The sequence below is a fragment of the Acinetobacter sp. S4400-12 genome (genome assembly GCF_024129495.1).
Classification (GTDB): Bacteria; Pseudomonadota; Gammaproteobacteria; order Pseudomonadales; family Moraxellaceae; genus Acinetobacter; species Acinetobacter lwoffii_C.
This window is the reverse complement of sequence record NZ_JAMXYB010000032.1, coordinates 1-19,618: the sequence shown is the minus strand read 5'-3', so window position 1 is coordinate 19,618 and position 19,618 is coordinate 1. Positions and strand designations below refer to the sequence as shown.

At 38.9% G+C, this 19,618-nt stretch carries 20 protein-coding genes and 2 pseudogenes; 9 read left to right on the top strand and 13 right to left on the bottom strand.

Features of this window, described 5'->3' with window-relative positions; all coding sequences use genetic code 11:
- Positions 1 to 50: 50 nt before the first annotated feature.
- Genes accC through aroQ form a run of 3 tightly spaced genes read right to left on the bottom strand, consistent with a single transcriptional unit; the run spans position 51 to position 2,334 of the window.
- Positions 51 to 1,424: an acetyl-CoA carboxylase biotin carboxylase subunit gene (gene accC / locus NI461_RS11435; RefSeq protein ID WP_151203050.1), complete on the bottom strand. Its 1,374-nt coding sequence runs from the start codon at positions 1,422 to 1,424 to the stop codon at positions 51 to 53.
- 18 nt (positions 1,425 to 1,442) lie between these two features.
- Complete coding sequence (gene accB / locus NI461_RS11430) at positions 1,443 to 1,862, bottom strand: acetyl-CoA carboxylase biotin carboxyl carrier protein (RefSeq protein ID WP_151203051.1); 420 nt, start codon at positions 1,860 to 1,862, stop codon at positions 1,443 to 1,445.
- A 16-nt stretch (positions 1,863 to 1,878) separates the two neighbouring features.
- Positions 1,879 to 2,334 carry a type II 3-dehydroquinate dehydratase gene (gene aroQ, locus NI461_RS11425; protein ID WP_174659878.1) on the bottom strand — a complete coding sequence of 152 codons (456 nt, stop codon included), beginning with the start codon at positions 2,332 to 2,334 and terminating at the stop codon, positions 1,879 to 1,881.
- 927 nt (positions 2,335 to 3,261) lie between these two features.
- Here aroQ and ybaK point away from each other — a divergent pair.
- Together ybaK and NI461_RS11415 are read left to right on the top strand one after the other, a co-directional pair.
- Positions 3,262 to 3,729 (top strand): Cys-tRNA(Pro) deacylase, encoded by a 468-nt coding sequence (ybaK, locus tag NI461_RS11420; RefSeq protein WP_174659877.1) that lies wholly within the window; start codon positions 3,262 to 3,264, stop codon positions 3,727 to 3,729.
- 461 nt (positions 3,730 to 4,190) lie between these two features.
- Positions 4,191 to 4,379, top strand: coding sequence for a hypothetical protein (locus NI461_RS11415; protein WP_174659876.1), 189 nt, complete (start codon positions 4,191 to 4,193; stop codon positions 4,377 to 4,379).
- Between the two features lie 98 nt (positions 4,380 to 4,477).
- Here NI461_RS11415 and NI461_RS11410 read toward each other — a convergent pair whose 3' ends face one another.
- The 5 genes from NI461_RS11410 to tusD all read right to left on the bottom strand — a co-directional run bounded on the left by NI461_RS11410 (position 4,478) and on the right by tusD (position 7,099).
- A complete protein-coding gene (locus NI461_RS11410; RefSeq protein ID WP_174659875.1) occupies positions 4,478 to 4,645 on the bottom strand; it encodes a hypothetical protein in 168 nt (55 codons plus the stop codon).
- Positions 4,646 to 5,708: 1,063 nt separating this feature from the next.
- On the bottom strand, positions 5,709 to 6,020 hold the full coding sequence (locus NI461_RS11405; RefSeq protein WP_174659874.1) for a TusE/DsrC/DsvC family sulfur relay protein: 312 nt from the start codon (positions 6,018 to 6,020) through the stop codon (positions 5,709 to 5,711).
- 13 nt (positions 6,021 to 6,033) lie between these two features.
- Positions 6,034 to 6,318: a hypothetical protein gene (locus tag NI461_RS11400; protein WP_174659873.1), complete on the bottom strand. Its 285-nt coding sequence runs from the start codon at positions 6,316 to 6,318 to the stop codon at positions 6,034 to 6,036.
- 17 nt (positions 6,319 to 6,335) lie between these two features.
- Complete coding sequence (locus NI461_RS11395; RefSeq protein WP_174659872.1) at positions 6,336 to 6,686, bottom strand: hypothetical protein; 351 nt, start codon at positions 6,684 to 6,686, stop codon at positions 6,336 to 6,338.
- A gap of 44 nt (positions 6,687 to 6,730) precedes the next feature.
- Positions 6,731 to 7,099, bottom strand: a complete 369-nt coding sequence (tusD, locus tag NI461_RS11390; protein ID WP_174659871.1) for a sulfurtransferase complex subunit TusD — start codon at positions 7,097 to 7,099, stop codon at positions 6,731 to 6,733.
- A gap of 70 nt (positions 7,100 to 7,169) precedes the next feature.
- Here tusD and NI461_RS11385 point away from each other — a divergent pair, with 70 nt between their 5' ends.
- The 6 genes from NI461_RS11385 (at position 7,170) to NI461_RS11360 (ending at position 13,018) form a co-directional block, all read left to right on the top strand.
- A complete protein-coding gene (locus NI461_RS11385; RefSeq protein ID WP_174659870.1) occupies positions 7,170 to 8,177 on the top strand; it encodes an NAD-dependent epimerase/dehydratase family protein in 1,008 nt (335 codons plus the stop codon).
- A 136-nt stretch (positions 8,178 to 8,313) separates the two neighbouring features.
- Entirely contained in the window at positions 8,314 to 9,708 is a 1,395-nt protein-coding gene (gene fumC, locus NI461_RS11380; protein ID WP_151203061.1) for a class II fumarate hydratase, read from the top strand.
- Positions 9,709 to 9,839: 131 nt separating this feature from the next.
- Positions 9,840 to 10,331, top strand: coding sequence for a hypothetical protein (locus NI461_RS11375; RefSeq protein ID WP_151203062.1), 492 nt, complete (start codon positions 9,840 to 9,842; stop codon positions 10,329 to 10,331).
- Between the two features lie 785 nt (positions 10,332 to 11,116).
- Positions 11,117 to 11,479: a hypothetical protein gene (locus NI461_RS11370; RefSeq protein WP_151203063.1), complete on the top strand. Its 363-nt coding sequence runs from the start codon at positions 11,117 to 11,119 to the stop codon at positions 11,477 to 11,479.
- Between the two features lie 13 nt (positions 11,480 to 11,492).
- Complete coding sequence (locus tag NI461_RS11365; protein ID WP_174659869.1) at positions 11,493 to 11,861, top strand: hypothetical protein; 369 nt, start codon at positions 11,493 to 11,495, stop codon at positions 11,859 to 11,861.
- 389 nt (positions 11,862 to 12,250) lie between these two features.
- A complete protein-coding gene (locus tag NI461_RS11360) occupies positions 12,251 to 13,018 on the top strand; it encodes an alpha/beta fold hydrolase (RefSeq protein WP_174659868.1) in 768 nt (255 codons plus the stop codon).
- 28 nt (positions 13,019 to 13,046) lie between these two features.
- Here NI461_RS11360 and NI461_RS11355 read toward each other — a convergent pair whose 3' ends face one another.
- The 4 genes and pseudogenes from NI461_RS11355 to tssA all read right to left on the bottom strand — a co-directional run bounded on the left by NI461_RS11355 (position 13,047) and on the right by tssA (position 17,482).
- The gene (locus NI461_RS11355; protein ID WP_174659867.1) at positions 13,047 to 14,000 is read right to left on the bottom strand and encodes a M15 family metallopeptidase; all 954 of its coding nucleotides are present in this window, start codon (positions 13,998 to 14,000) and stop codon (positions 13,047 to 13,049) included.
- A 170-nt stretch (positions 14,001 to 14,170) separates the two neighbouring features.
- On the bottom strand, positions 14,171 to 14,983 hold the full coding sequence (gene icmH / locus NI461_RS11350) for a type IVB secretion system protein IcmH/DotU (RefSeq protein WP_174660579.1): 813 nt from the start codon (positions 14,981 to 14,983) through the stop codon (positions 14,171 to 14,173).
- An 8-nt stretch (positions 14,984 to 14,991) separates the two neighbouring features.
- Positions 14,992 to 16,356 carry a type VI secretion system baseplate subunit TssK gene (gene tssK / locus NI461_RS11345; RefSeq protein ID WP_174659866.1) on the bottom strand — a complete coding sequence of 455 codons (1,365 nt, stop codon included), beginning with the start codon at positions 16,354 to 16,356 and terminating at the stop codon, positions 14,992 to 14,994.
- A 64-nt stretch (positions 16,357 to 16,420) separates the two neighbouring features.
- A pseudogene (gene tssA / locus NI461_RS11340) lies at positions 16,421 to 17,482 on the bottom strand (type VI secretion system protein TssA).
- A gap of 129 nt (positions 17,483 to 17,611) precedes the next feature.
- Here tssA and NI461_RS11335 point away from each other — a divergent pair.
- Positions 17,612 to 17,917 (top strand): annotated as a pseudogene (locus NI461_RS11335) (OmpA family protein); the annotation flags it as partial.
- Positions 17,918 to 18,072: 155 nt separating this feature from the next.
- Here the strand turns inward: NI461_RS11335 and NI461_RS11330 are convergent.
- The gene (locus tag NI461_RS11330) at positions 18,073 to 19,398 is read right to left on the bottom strand and encodes an ISNCY family transposase (RefSeq protein ID WP_253157337.1); all 1,326 of its coding nucleotides are present in this window, start codon (positions 19,396 to 19,398) and stop codon (positions 18,073 to 18,075) included.
- Positions 19,399 to 19,618 lie beyond the last annotated feature (220 nt).

Genomic DNA, 19,618 nt, shown 5'->3' with positions numbered 1-19,618 from the left:
AAAATAAAAAACCGCTGAATTTCAGCGGTTTTTTAATAGGTCTTTACAGATCAAGAAGCAGCTTCTTTTTCTTCTGCACCTTCAAGTTGCTTAAGCAAATGCTTTTCCAGATAATGAATATCCATTGCCTGCTCAGAGAAATTCTTATCTTGCAAAATCAAATCCTTATGCAAAGGAATATTGGTCTTGATACCAGTCAGAATCATTTCTTCAAGTGCATTTTTCATTCGTGCCAATGATGTTTCACGATCTTTACCATGTGCAATCAGCTTGGCAATCATGGAATCATAGTAGGGCGGAATACTATAACCTGGATAGATATGCGAATCTAAACGGATACCGGCGCCTCCTGGGGCATAGAAGGTTTCAATCTTGCCTGGAGAAGGCATAAAGGTTGAAGGATCTTCGGCATTAATACGACATTCAATCGCATGGCCTTTTACCTGCACATCTTCTTGTTGAATATCGAGGCCAAGACCAGCCGCGATTCGAAGCTGCTGCTCGATTATATCAATCCCTGTCACCATTTCAGTCACAGGATGCTCAACCTGAACGCGGGTATTCATTTCAATAAAGAAGAATTCGCCTTCTTCAAACAAGAATTCGAATGTACCTGCACCACGGTATTGCATCATCTTGCAGGCATTGACACAGGCTTCCAGAATGTCAGCACGTGCCTGTTCTGGCAGGTTAGGTGCTGGAGCTTCTTCCAGAACCTTTTGATGACGGCGTTGTAATGAACAGTCACGATCATACAGATGAACTGCATGTCCATTCCCATCACCCAAGACCTGAATCTCGACGTGACGCGGTTTTTGCAGGAAACGTTCCATATAAACCGTATCATCACCAAACCACATTTCAGCATCACGCTGCGCAGCCTGTACAGATTCCAGTAGGGTATCGACACGCTCTACAATACGCATACCACGACCACCACCACCAGATGCTGCCTTAACAATCAGCGGGAAGCCGATTTCTTTGGCTTCAGCCAGCGCATTTTGTGGAGTCACTGCATGAGCAGAGCCGGGAACCGTTGGTACACCTGCTTTACGCATTGCTGTAATGGCTGATACTTTATTACCCATTAAGCGGATATGTTCAGGACGTGGACCGATAAAAATAAAACCAGAACTTTCAACGATTTCTGCAAATTCAGCATTTTCAGCCAGAAAACCATAACCAGGATGGATCGCATCCGCGCCAGTAATTTCCGCAGCAGTAATAATCGCAGGAATATTCAGGTAGCTATCGCTACTTGCACCTGGACCTATACATACGGCTTCATCACAGAAACGTAAATGCATCAGATCCTTGTCTGCATCTGAATAGACACCGACGGTCTTAATTCCTAAAGTTCTACAAGCCCGTGTGATGCGCAAGGCAATTTCACCACGGTTTGCAATTAAAACTTTTTGCAACATTATAAATCCCCGAGGTGATTAAGCGCGGTAACGGAAAAGTGGCTGGCCAAATTGAATCACTTCACCATTTTTTACCAGAATTTCTTCAATCACACCGCTTTGTGTTGCTTCAATCGGGTTCATGATTTTCATGGCTTCAATAATACCCAGCGTTTCACCCGCAGATACAGTTTGACCGATTTTGACAAAAGGTGCTTCGCCTGGGCTAGGAGCTGCATAGAACACGCCAACCATTGGAGAGGTTTCGACTGCACCACGAGGAGATTTGGTCACCGGAACAACATCAGCCGCCGGGGCAGGCATTGCAGGAACAGCTGCTGCAACCACTGGACTGCGACGAGTTAAAGCAATCGACTGATCACCTTCTTTAACTTCGAGCGCCTGTAAGTCAGATTCAATCATCAACTCGATGAGTTTCTTGATTTTACGGATATCCATGAGACAGTATTCCTAATTAAGATTGCTTAGAAGATTGTATTTTTTCAATGACATAGTCGAGTGCAGCTGTATAGCCTTTAGCACCCAAGCCACAGATCACTCCGACTGCTTTATCGGAGAGGTAAGAATGGTGTCGAAATGCCTCACGCGCGTGGACGTTAGACAGGTGCACCTCAATAAAAGGGATCGCCACACCCAGAAGGGCGTCACGCACGGCAACAGACGTATGCGTCAAGGCAGCCGGATTAATAATGATATATTCGACATTATCTTGTTGAGCTTGGTGAATTCGGTCAACAATGGCACCTTCCCAGTTGCTCTGGAAGGTGTCGAGTTGTAAAGTAGCTGATTGAGCCTGAGCCACCAGTTGCTGGTTAATATCGTCTAATGTTAGATGACCGTAAACTTCCGGTTCGCGCTTTCCTAGCAAATTTAAATTCGGTCCGTGAATAACCAGAATGGTCGAATTCATCTAACGTGCTCCAATTGAAAAGTATCAGGACAAGTTTGCAAGATCACTGCAAAATTTGTCTATTATGGCATGATTTCCCACATTTTTTTTATAATTTCTTTGAATTGACGTAGAAAGTGTGTGCCGAACAGTGGGCATATAATGAAAACTTTGCAAGGATTTGACAATGTTAAAAACTTACAAATCTAGGTCAATCTTCATTTTTTTTATTGTAAACCTGATTGGCAAAAACAGTTAATATTGTTTGTGTAATCTTGTCTTCATACAATCTTATTCATGGACTCAAGCGTTGTATTGATCAAGTTCTTAAAATTTTTTGGCTTAAAAATTCAGGGTTGATTTTAAATCTAGGCCAGTTCTAAACCACTGAGGTTTTATAAACTGAGTCGTTGTTAAAAATTTTAAACAGCATCCTATTCTTAACGCTTTATGTCAACCAGTTAAGTTTAAGAAAATAAAGAAAACTAGTTGTTTTATCTGATAATAATTCTTACTTGGTGGTGTTGAGCATGCTGAGGGAAAGTTATATTTTACTTATATTTCCTGAAATTTTATAAACGCAAAATCTAGAAAAGGTTTTTGAAACAGAAATCTTTGTAGAGAGCTTAAAACTTTTAAAAAATTAAAAAGGCAGTCATTTAGTGCTGATATATGGCACTGATAATCAAGTAAACCAGGTTCGGCAATTGACTCAACTGATCAGTTTGATAGTGTGGAAGTATAAAATATCGGCGTTTTTCAAGTGGCAGAAATGTGCAAAATATCAGGTGATGCCAGCTTCTTATACATTGCTATATAGTGGTTAAAGACTTTCTCCTTTAGTTTATTGCTTGTATTTAAAGCAAAATATACTAAGACATTATTCATGCACTTCAAGCTAGGCCTGGAGTAGCGCTATAATTAAGTTTTATTTTTTCAAAAAATACCATGACACCAGCCTGTAAACTGCTTAAATCACAAAAAATCCCATATAGCATCCATGAATATGAGCATGATCCACAGGCCAAAAGTTTTGGTCTGGAAGCAGCCGAAAAGCTAGGGCTTGCTGTTGCAGAAGTTTTTAAAACCTTATTGGTAACCGATGAGAAACAATATTTTGTCGCAATTCTACCTGTACATTATCAGTTAAATCTGAAGAAAGTAGCAGCAGCTTTAGGTTGCAAAAAGCTGCAAATAGCAGATCCTAAACATGCTGAACGCTTAACGGGTTATATGGTCGGTGGTATTAGTCCTATTGGTCAGAAAAAGCGCTTAAAAACAGTAATTTGTATTAGTGCAAGCCAGCTTGAAAAAATGTATGTAAGCGGTGGGAAAAGGGGGCTTGATATTGGGATAAATCCGCAAGATTTAGCACGGATTTTAGGGGCAGAATTTGCCGATATTGTAGATGAATAATTAAGTTTTAAAAATTGAAATTTGGCTCTTGGTTTTCAAGGTTACTCATAATGATACTCACATAGTGAAATGCCTGCTTCTTAATGATTTGGTGCTCGATTTACAGGGATAGAATTTACTTTGGTGAGTTTTTTGGCGCTAATTATGCCACCAGTCACATTTCTTGAAGCACTTCGGTACGCTCACAGTAAAAAGATCATTCTGCCTGATGAGTTCTCAATAGGCTTAACGACGCAGAAGATGGTGACTAGGGTGAGCTTTCCTCCTATTGATCTATGAAGGATTGGGTCAATATGAAATCTCTGGCCAGGCTTTATCATGACTAAAGAATCAGATCGAGCATTAGTGCCTTTTTTTTGGTCTTGTCTTAGATTTTGATAGAGCTAAACCTTTCACAAAAGAATCTAGCAGGTATATTAAGTGTTAATGAATCCACAGTTCGCAACTGGGAGAGTGATCGAGTGGCTATCGGAAAGCCTGCCGAACTTGTTTTGAGAGCACTTTACAAAGAGCAGGCCCATGGAGGTGGTACTCTGATTGAAATGATTGAAAAGCTTAATCGTCAAGAAAAAACTTATGAGTCTGACAACATGAGCTTTTCATACGATAGTAATCGATCTTGGAAGCATAAAGAACTTGAAGTCAGGTAAAACAAAACCACTCTCTAGAGTGGTTTTCTGCAGGGTTTTGGATTTTTCCCTCTTAGTCCAGACTACAGGAAAAGAAGCCCTCATTTGAGGGCTACATTCTATTCATCAGATGATGTTGAGGTCTTTGCTTGCTCTCTGGCATATTCTAAAGCAACTTGCTGTGCTTCAGCGGCAGCGGTGGCTTCTATTGGGGGTTTTGATGCAATAGCAGCTGTTCCGATCAAACCTGATAGGGTGAGTAATAGAACTGTCGAATACTTTTTCATTTGAATTTCCTCTACGTTTCTAAAACTTAAATTCAGTGTAGAGAATGGCTTAAATTACTAATGTAGCAACTCTGTCGGGATATGTAAGACAGTCAAGTCTTGAGTTATAGGGATCTAGATTTGCGTAAGAATGATTTTCGGGTGAAATTTTTTGTAGAGTTGCTTAACGAAATGTTAGTTCTTCCAGTATTAAAAAAGCCCTCTCCTAGATATAGATTAATCGAAAATTATAGAAATGCGTATAACCAGGGTTAACTACGATAAAATCCAAGAAGAGATTAGTAGAATGTAATCTCAAATCACTATTAAAATATATTCTCAATGAATCCGAGTGCTTTACGATAGCTAAAATCGAGACAGTATTGGTTGTCGTGGTTATATTAATAATGATTTGCGCAGTAGAGCAATCATTTGGTTAAGCAAGCTTCCTTCGAAAGGTTTTTCACTAAAAAGTTGTTTAAAAATAATATATTGTTTGCCTTTGTAATTTCATTTGGGTATCTTGTAGCTCTATACAGATGATAAGTGAATAAATGCCAATATATAGCTCTACTACAATCGCTTTAACGTTTTTAATTTTTGGGATGATGATTTTTTCCCACTTGCAAAGAGCTCATATAGCAATACCTATTTTAATCTGACGTATGTATTTTATAACCACCCTGTGCGGTGGTTTTTTAATGCCTAAAATTTATATCCAGACCCCAGCATGAATAAACCAGAAGAAGATTGTAAAACCTACCGCTTTTTCACTGAGCTGTGAAATGAGCTAATCGCTAAAAGGGCTAGACTGACTGAAAAGTGCTCTTAATCTTTAAGGCATACTCAGTGATCTGAGCCCTTATACGTTGAATGCTCTTATGGCTTCTTGGCCAATATATTTTCAAAAGATAAAATAGGACAGTATTCCAACCGTCTTATTTAAATAAGACGGAATTACTTCACACAAGGATTAGCTTAAATCTGCAAATAATGTATTCGTCAGCTTGAAGGCTAAGACAAAAAGCGCGCGATAGCAGGCTTGGTCTTTATTGTTTTATTTAAAAGCAGGGCTGGTAGTCTTTTATAAGCAGTTGGCCGGTTTTGGAACGCCAGCCAGACGGCTTAAATGGCGTGCAACCAGTCCAGTATTAAATTTTTCCTGTAACAGCGCATTGTTAATTTCCGGACTGACTGTTTTCATCAGAAATTTAATCAGAGGACGGGTAGCAGGAGAATGTCCGAACTGCTGATAAAACTGGCGCACTGCCTGTAATACTTCTAGGTGCCAAGGTGTTAATTGAAGTTTTAAGCTGTCAGCCAGTACTTGGGCAACTTGCTCATTCCAGAGGGTATAGTCGACTAGGTGACCATCTTGATCCAGTTCTAAATTCATATCAGGCTCATGATTATTTCATTGAAATACAGCGCTTAAACGCCAGACATAGATCTGCAAATTGTGCATAGTTTAATAAGGTGGCATGCTCTGGCAACGGAGAAACCAATATCTGAGCATCATTTTCAAGTAGATAAACGCGCGGCAACTGCTGTAAGAAGTCGTGTTCTACATACAGTAGCGATTCGCCCATCAAAACCACTGAATCATCTGGAGAATGAACTTGAGCAAGCTGATCCAGTATAGACGCCGTAGCTGCATAATCTGACTGGATTAGGTAAAGGGTGTTTTCTGACATGAGTTTATCCTTATTCCTTACCAATACAAAACATGATCGAAGTTTTGAATAAATTCTGGATTCAGCTCGATAAACTCAATATCTTGCTCACTGTGTTTCACAAAAGGAGAATCCTGATTTTTCTGCTCTACCAGAATCGGTGTTAGATCATAAAATTCAAAACTATCTACCAGATTAGAGGCCAGTTTAAAGGCATGTTTGCGCTGTTCAAATTGTTGGTCGGCATGCAGCAAACTTAAAGCTGCTCCTTGTAGCAGTATCTTAACTTCTGAACCAAAGGTGGCCAGTACCATGGTTGCAGACAGGCTTTCATGCACCTGCAAGCTGTTTAAGTTGGCTTGAGTTAATATAACAAGTACAGATTTCACACAAGATTCCTTTTAAAAGCAACACATCCTGAAAAATGAAGCATCTAGAATTGAATAAGACGTTGTGAGGACTGAACCGCATCGGCAAGCTCACCTAAACCGACCAATTCAAAACTATCTGCAAGATTATGTTGTTGAATATTGTGACGTTGAGCATTGTCCTGATCTGTAATTCCACGTGCCAAGGCGGCACTGACACATACAGGCAAGCGGATTTTCAGATCTTGCCAGGCGCGTGAAAGGTTGCGCTGGTCATCTGGTACCCATTGCAATGCATTCGCGACCGAGACACCGTCCTGATAAAAGAATACGCGAAATTTTTCGTGTTTTTGCTGTAATGCCTGAGCAAGCCCCAAAGCATGCCAGGCATAAATAGACGTCGGTGCGGAGGTAACAAGAATTAAAGTGCTCATCGAAATTCACTACAGGCTTGATCAACATCAACGAATTGATCTTGGCTACATCAGAAAGTAGGTAGTATAAATGATTTTAGTGACGGGTGGTTTAGGCTTTTTAGGCTCACACATTGCATTAAGTCTGCTTGCACAAGGTGTAGAGGTGATTGTGGTTGATAATCTGGCCAATGCCAGTTTGCAGACTTTGGAGCGTCTTGAATATATTTCTGGTCGATATGTGCCTTTTGTTAAAATTGATATTCGTAATACCCCTACCTTAAATAAAGTATTTGAACTGCATTCCATACAGGCTGTGATTCATACTGCAAGTTTTAAATCAATGGAAGAATCAGTCTTAAAGCCTCTTGATTATTATAATGATAATGTCAGCTGTATTATGAGTCTGATGCGGGCAATGCAGCGTACCGGTGTACGGCATCTGGTGCATTTGTCCAGTTTAGCCGTTTATGGCCATTCAGCACCCGATCTGCATGAAGATCAGCCTTTTAATTATACTTATCCCAATCCTTATATTAAATCTCAACAGATGGTAGAGGAAATTATTCGGGATACTGCCAAAACCGATAATGAATGGCGAATTGCGATCTTGCGACTTTCCAATATTGCTGGTGCCTTTGAAGGCGGGATTTTAGGTGAATGGATTCCACCTTTACCGAAAAATATTGTACCTCTGGCGATGCAGGTAGGAGCACATCAGCGAGAATATCTGGAATTACGCCGTCAGGCCATGACAGCAGACCAGACCGTAGAGCGAAGTTTTCTGCATGTAATGGATGGGTGTGATGCGGTTATTAAATCTTTGCAATGGTTGTCACAGCAGCAAGAGTTATGTTGTGAGGCTTTTAATATTGCAGGTGAACTGGTCTCAATTAAAAACTTGCTGGATCAGGTTGCAGAGGTGACTCAATCCACCATTCCTACAATAGATGCTTTGCCATATCCTCATGCCGAGCTGGATCAACTTGGTGCAGATACCACCAAAGCTCAGCAATTATTGCACTGGCAGCCTCGGCATAGCTTAAGCAAAATGCTGGAGGATGAATGGTTATTTTATCAAAACACCTTAAGAGGATAGTACTTGATAATAATTATCATTTACTTGAGTGCTTAAGCTGATTAAAATAACCATAAATATCTTTAAATATCTTTAAATATCTTTATTTTAGATAAGAAAACTACTGGCAATATGCAAAATAAAGTTGAGATTAAATATGGAAACACGTATTGAACATGACACGATGGGAGAGGTCGCTGTCCCAAGTGAAGCCCTATGGGGAGCACAAACTCAACGTAGCTTGCAAAACTTTAAGATTGGTCAGGAGCATTTACCTCGTGCCATGATTCGTGCCATGGGGCTGGTCAAGAAAGCTGCCGCCATAACCAATGCAGAGTTAAAGCAGATTCCTCAGGAGCTATCGACTTATATAGTAGGAGCGGCGGATGAAGTCATTAGCGGACAATGGGATAGCCAGTTTCCATTGGTTGTATGGCAAACCGGTTCTGGCACACAAAGCAATATGAACTGTAATGAAGTCATTGCCAATATTGCCAATCATAAGCTGGGTAATCCTTTAGGTGCACAAAAACCTGTGCATCCGAATGACCATGTGAATCGTGCGCAATCAACCAATGACTCTTTCCCGACCGCAATTCATGTGGCTGCAAGCTTACAGATTAATGAGCTGTTGATTCCGGCAGTCAGTCGTTTACGTGATACTTTGCATGCGAAATCTCAGGAATTTTCCGATATTGTGAAAATTGGCCGTACCCATCTTCAGGATGCGACGCCTTTAACACTGGGCCAGGAGTTTAGTGGCTATGTATCGCAACTGGATCATGCAATTTTACGCTTAGAACAAGCACTACTCGGACTATATGAATTGCCATTGGGTGGTACCGCCGTAGGTACGGGACTCAATGCTCATCCAGATTATGCAGTTCAAGCGGCAAAGACTTTAGCTCAATTAACAGATCTGCCTTTTGTCACGGCACCGAATAAGTTTGAAGCCTTGGCGGGCCGCGATGCAGCAGTATTTGCTTCAGGTGCTTTAAAAACGCTTGCAGTCAGTCTGAATAAAATCGCTAACGACATTCGTTGGTTGGCCAGTGGGCCGCGTTGTGGTTTAGGTGAATTGCGTATTCCGGAAAATGAACCGGGTTCAAGCATTATGCCGGGTAAAGTTAATCCAACTCAAAGTGAAGCCATGACCATGGTGGTTGCTCAGGTTTTAGGGAATGATACGACCATCAATATTGCCGGTGCTTCGGGTAATTTTGAATTAAACGTATTTATGCCGGTAATTGCCTATAACTTATTACAGTCTATTCAACTTCTGGGAGATGCATGTAATAGTTTTAATGACCATTGCGCCGTAGGCATCGAGCCGAATCATGAGAGAATTGATCATTTCCTGCATGATTCGTTGATGTTAGTGACCGCATTAAACCCGGTGATTGGTTATGAAAATGCAGCCAAGGTAGCCAAGACAGCTTATAAAGAAGGAAAAACATTAAAACAGGTGGCAGTAGAGTTAGGTTTAGTGACGGAAGAACAGTTTGATGAAGTAGTTCGTCCTGAAAATATGGTTTCTCCAAATATAAAATAATAAGTTGTTGAGGCAGCTTATTTTCATACTCTTTGTTATTGTTTTAACGTGGATGGCTCAGCAGTAGTTTTTATCTCGTCCAGACTTGCGTACAATAGCAGTAGATGAGATTAACTACTGATGATTGTTTTATGCTAGATATTTATTTAACAGATGTTCAAAAAAAGGTGCAATTCAAAGATTATCCAGGTGAGCATCCTGTTAAATTTATTTTGAATTTTAAGAAGATTTTTCCAAGTGTAATGGAACTTATTTTACCTGTACTGCCAGAAAATGAAAACCTTGAAGAAATGTCTTGGGAATCTACCAGTAAAGATTTTGAAACTTTCCAGATGTTTTTAACCGGGTGGGGTATTATTGAATTACGTTTGAACGCCATTACACAGTTTAAAGATAGAGCATTTGCTGATCAGTTAGTGAAAGAGGCCCAGCAGAAGCGTAGAGAATATGAGAAGAAACATCTGAAGCTGAGTAGCGTTGAGCTGGATTATCTGTTTATGCATGATGTGCATGCTTTGATTGATGCGGAACTGGTAGAGCTGGGCGAGAAGTTTTACTTGCCAACCTTACGCGAGCTTTGGAAAAATAAAGTCTCTACTCAGGTTCTAACTGCCAAGTTTTAAGTGAATTTTTAGTTGATTAATAAAAATCATCCTCCATAAGTGAGGGTGATTTTTATGCACTTTTAAAAAATGATAAACCACATTCTGTCCTATTAATAAATAGCCTAAGCAAATTTTAAACATCCAATCTAAAAATAATTTCTACTCTATTATGAAAGCTCGTTTCTTGTTTTAAGTCAGAAGGAAAACCAGAAAAAAGAAGAAGATTTCATTTCTTCGCCATAAGAAAATATTCCTCATTAAAATAAGACAAAATTCATTAGTTTTTCTTTAGTAATAAAAGTGGGAGTTCCAGTTTTCCCGAGGATATATCAACGATATTACAAAACCTCTAAGAAGCTGTTTAGATTTTCTTATAATTTTCTATATGTTTTAGTGTGATTAACAAGATACAGACCTGTTTTTGAATGGTTAACTGACACAAATGCAATCATGTAAATCTATTAACTCGGTATGCTTAATCATTTTGCGCCATTATTGTGTGTAACAATAAGTAGAATATGGTAAATTCAGAGGATTTAGAGTTTATTAAAAAGTAATCCCAGAGCTTGAATCTAAAAAAACTCAATCAACTGTATCGCCGTTGATATCTGCTGTGTAGAGCATGTGGTTTATATAAAACTATTTAGAGATGAAGAAAGCTTAATTTCTATAAGCTTTAAGCGCTCGTCTGCACTTGAATATTTTTAAAGCCAGAAAATTTCATATTTCAATAGATAAAATACACATCCGAATCCTGAAAGTTAAGCTAAACTAAGACGTTAATTTAAGTGAATGGATTAAGTATGTCGAAAAATACACAAAAGTTATCGCCGTTACAGGAACTGATTGCAGAACAGAAATTATTGTGTGAAGAGGTTGGTTCTGCCTATGTAGAGGTCAGTGGTGATGATGTGGTCGCGGTGGCTGTCCATACCTTAAAACAGGATCCCATTGTTGGCATCCGTAAAAAACCTGAAACCGCAGAAAATATTAGCTGGTATATTTATGGCGGTGAATTGGCCTCCAATGAAGATGCCTTTGAAACCATGACTGTACGTGAAGTGCAGGATATAGCTCCCGAGGTTTTACCGTATTTAGCTTTGGAGCAGGGCTTCCGTTTTATGATTGATGCAGATGATTACGAAGATGTCTGGAAAGAAGAATAAAAGAAGATTTTAAATGACTAAAACCTCATCTTTATTATGTGTAATTCTCAGTTTGATTCAGTGCAATCAGACTGCTTTTGCAGAGAAACTGACCCAGCCTGCTTATGATCAGTTTATTGCGGAACAAACCAGAATTGTAAATGAAACCAAAGCTATTTTAGATCAACCCAATCAGGAAGGAGACGTACAAAAGCAGCGTTGGGCTTTCTGTCAGCGTTTAATTGCCTATGAGGAGATTCATAAAGTATCTGAAGAAAATCATGAGCTAAATATGGCACCTATTATGGTAATGGTTGCCAAAAAATTTCTGGATCGTCAAGTCCAGAGTATGCATAACTCAGGAATGACCGCAGCTGTCTTTTGTAAGAGTAGGGGAGCCTAACAAATAAAACTTCTCTTTCTTAGCAACTTTATCGAATAAATATTCAATTATTTTATTTATTATTCAGAATAAAATTTTAAACAAGAAAAAAGTAGAGAGGGGTTCTTTGCTTTAGACCGTACCCATTAAATAGCCTAAGCGAATTCAAAATTATTTATAATAAAAAAATAATAGTGTTAAACAATCTTATTAAAACAAAGTATAGATTCAACTTATCGCCATTTTTATCAAGTCATTGCCAATTCAATTATCTATAAAAAATTTCGCCAAGTTTAAAAGTATTACAAAATAGCCTAAGCAAAAAAAATAATTTAAAAATTTAGCAATTGATTATCTTTCAATATCATACGAATATAAACAACTGAAATAAGTAATCACGGAATTCCCAAATGCTCTTAAATTATCAAATAAAAACACATGAAAGTGCTGACTTAACGCCTATGGTATTTATTCACGGCTTATTTGGGAGTTTGAGTAATTTAGGCATGCTAGCTCGACATTTTTCTAAACAGAGAACTGTCATTCAACTGGATGTCCGTAATCATGGTTTATCTGATCACTCCTCAGAGATGAACTATGCATTTATGGCCACCGATATTTTAGAAACGCTATCTGGTTTAAAAATTGAGAAGTGTATTATAGTCGGGCATTCAATGGGTGGAAAAATTGCCATGAAGTTGGCAGATCTCGCTCCAGATCAAGTAGAAAAAATGATTGTTCTTGATATTACACCCATCCAGTATCATGAAAATCACCATGCTGAAATCTTTAAAGCTTTATTTAAAGTTCAACAGCTACAGCCGAATTCCCGTAATGAAGCCGCTCAAATGATGCGTGATTATATTCAGGAAGAGATGGTGATTCAGTTTCTTTTAAAGTCATTTAATAAAGGGCAGTGGTTATTCAACGTTCCGGCGCTTTTTGATTCTTATGAGGAAATTATTGCTTGGGAAAAAATAGAAAAAAATGAAATACCTGTACTTTTTTTAAGAGGTGCGAATTCATCTTATATTTCAAGACCGGAACATTTTGACGCGATTCACGAGCAGTTTGGTCAAGCAAAAATTGAAGTTATTGAAAATGCAGGGCATTGGTTACATGGTGAAAAGACGGCTGATGTATTAACGCACATGCAAAGCTTTATTGATGAAAAATAACAGCAATGAGCAGAAATCTGCTCATTTTTTATGGTAAAGGCAATGCAGCATTGACTTGTAAGTTACCCTCATTGGTGAGTTGATGAGCCATCTCAGCCGTTTTCTTTAAACCTGGCATGCGATATTCAGTATGTCCATAATCTTGAATAGATTTCCAGCGGCCACCCCACGTTAGTCCGACTGACTCCGCAATTTGGCCATAGAGTTGATAGCCTTGCATAGCCCAAGGGTCACGCTCACTAATGATCAATTTCCCATTACGTTTAAAAGCAATATCTGCGGCTAAACCAAACTGGTGATAACTTTGAAAACCTCTGGCACGCGTGATATTGCTGTTGGTGGCCAAAGAATTCTGCCGTTCAGGACTCCGGTAGCCTTCAAGCAGAACCAGTTCATAACCATGCTGTTCCTGCATCAGTTTAAATACCATTAATAAACGTTGTTTAAAACGAGGATTCATTTTGTGCCATTTGCGATCAGCCTGGTTTAAATTTTGATGATAGCTTAAGTGTACATCCTGAATATTTGGATTAAAACTTTGGGCAGAGATTACAGGTTGATGCGTATCATCATCTTCCTGCAAAGCTTGTAGGATTAGCCCTTCATCTACTTCTTCTGGTGGTGTCAAAATCTGACCTTCTAAAAGTGCATATATTTGTGGATCAACCTTCTTTAAATAGCGAGCTTCCGACACACTGGCTGTAACAGGCCGGGTCAATGAAAAAATTAAAATACTCATAAACAGTACACAACCGGCAATTAAAATCCACCATTGTTGTAAATGCCAATGGGATTGCAGATATTCCGGAGAGCCTGCCAATTTAAATTGATGGATAAATTTTCTCATGGCAATGAGCTGCTTTTTACTTTGTTGTACACATGCTAGTAAAAAGTTTTGTATTTGAAGTCTCAATTCATAAAACTGCATCAGAATCAAAATAAAACTTAGTAAAATAAAGCTGCTAAGAATGATGAGAATCATTGTTCAGCAACCTGATTCAGGCAGATTAATATCAAATTTAGCTTTATGATATTTATCGAATAAGTGGTTTTTTTCTACTTGGAGACGGCGTGTTTTTTTAGTTAAGCCATACATGTTTTTTATCATTTTTCATTTTAAAGTATTGTTTATATTGTCTTTTGAGATTCTAGCTAAGGTAAATGAATCGTGATATAAGCCTGTTCGGTTGGAACACTAATCATATTTTGGTATTGAGTTAAAACCTTTGTCCCTTCACTGGACAGTATATATTTTAGTCCGGCAAAGCTCAGGACTGTAAACAAAAGCAGAAAAACTAAAACCCATACAAAAGGTAATTCACGATGAATAATATGTCTAATCTTGTCGGGTAATGCCGCAAAAGGAGAAAATGGAGTTTTCTTACCTTTTAGATAATCAATCTGTTCTCCGACCTGAGTGATGAACTGGTTTAAAGTATGAATGGACTCAAGCCGGTATTTACCATGAAAACCTAATAGTAGGCAGTAGTGATAAACTTCAAGAGCAGCTAGGCGTTCTTTGTCTTTCTGACGGATTTCTTCTAAGTGTTCAAAGAAACGGTAACCTGCCAGTTGGGAACCAAATAGACTTAATTGCAGGGGATCCAGCATCCAGAAATTTTGCAAGTCAAAAAAATGCGTATCCTGTTGGGTGACAATAGTTTCATCCAATAAGGCACAGTAGGCATACTTGGCATCTTGAATATCTTCTGAAGAAAATTGCAATTTTCGTGCTTGATGCTCAAAGTAATTCAGCATTTCTAGAATCTTTTCACGGAAAGAGGCTGGATGAGCAGGAATATAATGATTTTTCAGTAAAAAGACGATATAAAAACCATCATATAACAAATCGATCAAGTTGGTTGTCGTATTATTTTTTAGAGCTGTCGATTGGTTAAAAAGCTGTCCAGAACCGATCTGTCCATCATCAAATAGAGAAGGTCCAGGACTGGTAGTTGTATTCATCATGGTCCTTATCCTTTCATGACCGCAATTAATTCAATACTGATATCCTGAAATCCGTTCGGGATATAAATACATACTGACTCTGAATCAAGCATATGCTGATATAGCTCATTATTTGCTTCAATTTCAAAATAGCTAACACCAGAACGTACTGGAATTGCAGTAGGTACTTGAATTAAATGCTGGATCGGAATTGCAGGCAGGGCAGCAATCACGCGCTGTTCAACATCCACCGTATTTCCGACTTTAAAACGGATAGGGACATAAGCAATCAAATCTTGTGTAGGCATGACGCTACTTGAAATCGCCAGATAAAGGCGGGTATCTCGAGTAATCTTATCGGTTTCCAAACTTCCTACCCAGTAGGATGGGCGGGTCTCTTTCAATGGAATAGCGATATAACGGTTGGAAATAATCGTATCTAGAAGATCTCTCAGAATAGTATCCAGCTGGCTAAAACTGTTAGATAAGTGGTAGTGCTGATATTTAGGTAACTGATCAACCTCATAGGCTGTAGAAAAAGTCAGTAAAGAGCCAGTTAATCTGAGCAACTCACTATATAAACGTTCAGGATGAATGATAGGATATTGTAAAATATGATTTAAGCTGGCATGTGCTGTATTTAAAGCATTGACCAGCCAAAAAGATACAATATCACCAGAGCGGAATTCAATCAGCTTTTGTTCGTTTTCACGATTATTGCTCTGGATAGTTTTGATCTTTGCTCGAATAATATTGAGTGTTCGCTGCAAGCTAAGCAAAAGACTATGATTAGCCTGAATATGTAAAATTGGCGGAATGAATTTATGATCAAAAATAAAATTGCCTGAACTTTGTCTTTTAATCCGTCCCACAGGAAGATAAAGATAGCCATCTATCTGATGTTGAGGTTCTTGACTGATTTCAAAAACTTTTAATTCAGCACGACGACGCAACAGGGTAATCTCAGCAGTAGTTGCATCAGTAAACAGGTCGTGGGTTGCACTGAGATGTGAGTGATAGCGGCTAGACTGGGCTTGGTCACTATAACTAACATTCTGTTTATTTGGTTGTACCATTGGTAGAGCCAGGTAAATTTGCATTTCTCCCTGTAAGTTTAGAATATCGAGTTGTACCGGTTCAGGTAATAAATCCTGTGCAGGAGCCTGATAGATTTCTCCATCTTGCCAGATCATTTCCACTTTATTTAAAGTCAGAACTTGCATTCCGAGCTGAGTTTCATCAAATTCAATCGACTGAATCCCATGAGCAAAAGGAGAGATCGCACGAATGGTATGATTCAGGCGTTGCTCATGATAAGCATCCTGTAACTGAAAATGTTGAGGCCTTAAAAACAGTCCCTCACCCCAAAGTATTTTTTCTGCTTTAAACATTCAGTTTTTACCACTCATTATTTGATTCATTTTTGTCAGAAACACCTAATAATTCATATAGATGTTATAAAGGATTTTCATTTTTAATTACTTGGCTCAGCCACTCATGTAAAGGCATATGACTCCATTTAATGATTTTTTGAAGCATATAACTGACGGGGCTGTGCGGCTCATTCATCTGAAAATAATCAGCAATGTCCTGTAAGGCCTTTAGGGCTTGTTCCCGATTGAAAATATGGCTCTGATTATTAAATTGCACAGAAGACTGAAACGATGGGACACTCTGCTTTGCAAGAAGCTCGGCATTTGTTTGAGTATTTAAATTGCTTTCTAAAGAGGGTGCTGCAACTCGAGATAAAGATGCAGAAGAGGACTCTTGTTTATAAATACGCTGAATAATAGACAGAATAGATTCGATTTGGGCATCTGTGGCAGAAAAACTTGGCCCCTCTAGGCCAAGTAGACCATCCAAGACAGTCTTGAAACATTGCCATTGATTCTCAATATCCAGCAAATACTGATAGTTTTGCTGCTGTAGCATGTTAGGTGTATTGAAGAGGAGTTGTTTAAATTGTTCCTGATATTGATCAGTTTTCTCTAGCTCTTCACTTTCTTCAATCTGTTGTTTACGTTTTATATTCTGCTGATGTAGAAGGTGCTCATAATCTTTCAGGCTGTAATAAGGCGCCTGATTAACAAGCGGAACCTCTTTGATCAAGCTTGGCAGTTGAGCAATAAACCCTTCTAATAATCCTAAACGTTGGTCCAGATCACCATCTTCAATTTCAGGATGCAAGTGTAACCAGTATTGCATCAGACTACGTTGGCAAAGTTCTAATCCTCGCGCAATTCCTTCAAAACCATATAGATGGCTCCAAGATTCAATCAGCCAGGTATATAAGCGCAGGTCTTTGGTTCTTTCAGACAGTAATTAGATAGTCTTTGTTTCTACAAAATTCCAGTCTGCCTGTTTGGGTTCAGCCTCCCAGTCACCTTGATCCAGTAAGGGATCATCCTGTGTTCTTGCATTTTTAATACTTGAAAATTCATTTGAAAATGAGCAGTCCATCCCACAAGGTTGTTCTGTAGAAATTTTTTGCAATAAATATTCAAATTCCAGCGTCATTGTTATTCCTAATGAAGTGTATTTTTATCCCAGCAGCTTAAGCTGCATTGTTTTTACTTTTCTTATTAGATCTTTTTGAGGGAGCAGGTGATGAGTCTGTATCCAGATGATAATGAAAATTACCATTTTGAATATCAATATGAATCAGTTTTGGCAGCTAGTACACAAATTTTAGATGAAATGGTAGTTGCATTAAATAAAGCGGGAGCTAAGAAAGTTCGGATTATTGGGCATACCGACAGCTTAGGAGATGTCAATAAAAACATTATCCTCAGCCAGCAACGCGCTGAGACTGTCAAAAAATATCTTATTGCTAAAAATATTCCTGAACATTCATTAAGCACTGAAGGTTTGGGAGCGAGTAAACCTGTTGCTGATAATGCAACGCCTGAAGGTCGTAAGAAAAACCGTAGAATTGAGTTTGAAGTTTTATGAAAATATCAGTACTCGTCTAAAATTAAAGAAGGCCTAACTAAGTTTAAAAAATCGGTGACGTATAAAGTATAAGCGGCACAGGTAAATTGGCTGACCAGTAAATTATTTATAAACAAATATTTGATTTATTTATGTTATTCCCAAGTAGAAATGTCCTATACAGACATTTCCAAGTCAAGCACAGGATTCAGATTTCGTTGTTGAATTGCTGTTTTCTGTGCACGTCTTCTTGGCATAGATTGAGAACGATTGCGTTTGTATTGCTGTTCCAATTCTTCATGCTGTTGTTGAATATGATTGAGAACAGCACCTAAACGTTTATTCTCAACAATCTCTCGCTGGTTAAGCTGACTTAATTTATCGAAGATGCTGTAATTGATTTTTCTTCCCTGATATTCAATCGCGACTGTACCATCCGGGTATTCTAGGAACTCAAGATACTTACCAATCAATCTTTGGTTTTCTTCCGTGTTTTCCAAGAGATATACGCATTTATCATAAGTAATCGTCAGGCTATTCGTGACTCTGCGGGGTTCACGCCAAGTAAAAACATCATCTAACTCCTCAGCAGTTTCAGTAACAGTCCGGTGTAAATCCTTGGGATTAAAAGCCATCTTGGCGAACTTCTGATTGAACTGCTCAATGAAGCAGGGTAGCCAGGCATTCGCTTGCTCAATCGAACAGATGCCTTCCAGGCGCATTTCTTTGATCAGACGGTCCTGAAGCGTTCTATTGGCCCGTTCTACACGGCCTTTGGCCTGTGGTGAATTAGCGAAGATAATATCGATATTCAGGGTGCTGAGTACGCGCCCAAACTGGGTAATCTTGGTGTCTTTCTTACTGCTTTGATTCACCCTGAAGACTGAATGTTTATCGCTGTAAAATGCCAACGGCTTACCATGCTGCTCAATATACAAACGTGTTGAAATCATATAGTCAAAGGCTGATTCTGATTCACAGAAGCGTAAATGCTGCAATTTTCCTGTGGCATCATCGATAAACACCAGCAGACAGCATTTAGGGGCTCGACCTTCAAACCAGTCATGGTGTGAGCCATCAATTTGAATCAGTTCACCATAACAGTCCCGGTTATAACGAGGCTGATACGGGCGTTTCAGACGCTTGGATCGAGGAATCCATAAATCGGCTGCAATCATCCAAGAACGTAGTGTTTCCACCGAAATGTCGAATCCATGAATGGTAGTGAGCTTTTCATGCGCTAAAGTGGGTCCGAAACCATGCAGTTGATCCGAAACAATATTGAGGCACTTGAGTCTGAGTTCTTCAGGAAGCCTGGAGTTGCTGATTTGACCACGACCGGCATGGGCTAATGCAACTGGGCCTTGAGCTTTGTATTTCTGCAGTAAGCGTCTGATCTGACGCTCTGAAATATGAAGTAACTGAGCAGCTTGGGACTGGGTTATGCGTTGATCACAGATTTCCTGCAAGACCGACAATCGTTTAAGTTCTTTATCCGACATAGACACCAACATATCAAACCGTCCGCTAAGGAAATTGCAAAAATGCATATTCTAAAAGCGGACATTTTTATTGGTGAGAATATAGACACTTTAAATGGGTTCTAACAATTTAATTTCGTATAATCTATATTATGTTAAATGGTATATCTAAGACTGTGGCCTACACAACCTCAGTTGTTGCCACAGCTCGACATCGTGAATCTTAGGAATTGTTATTCAC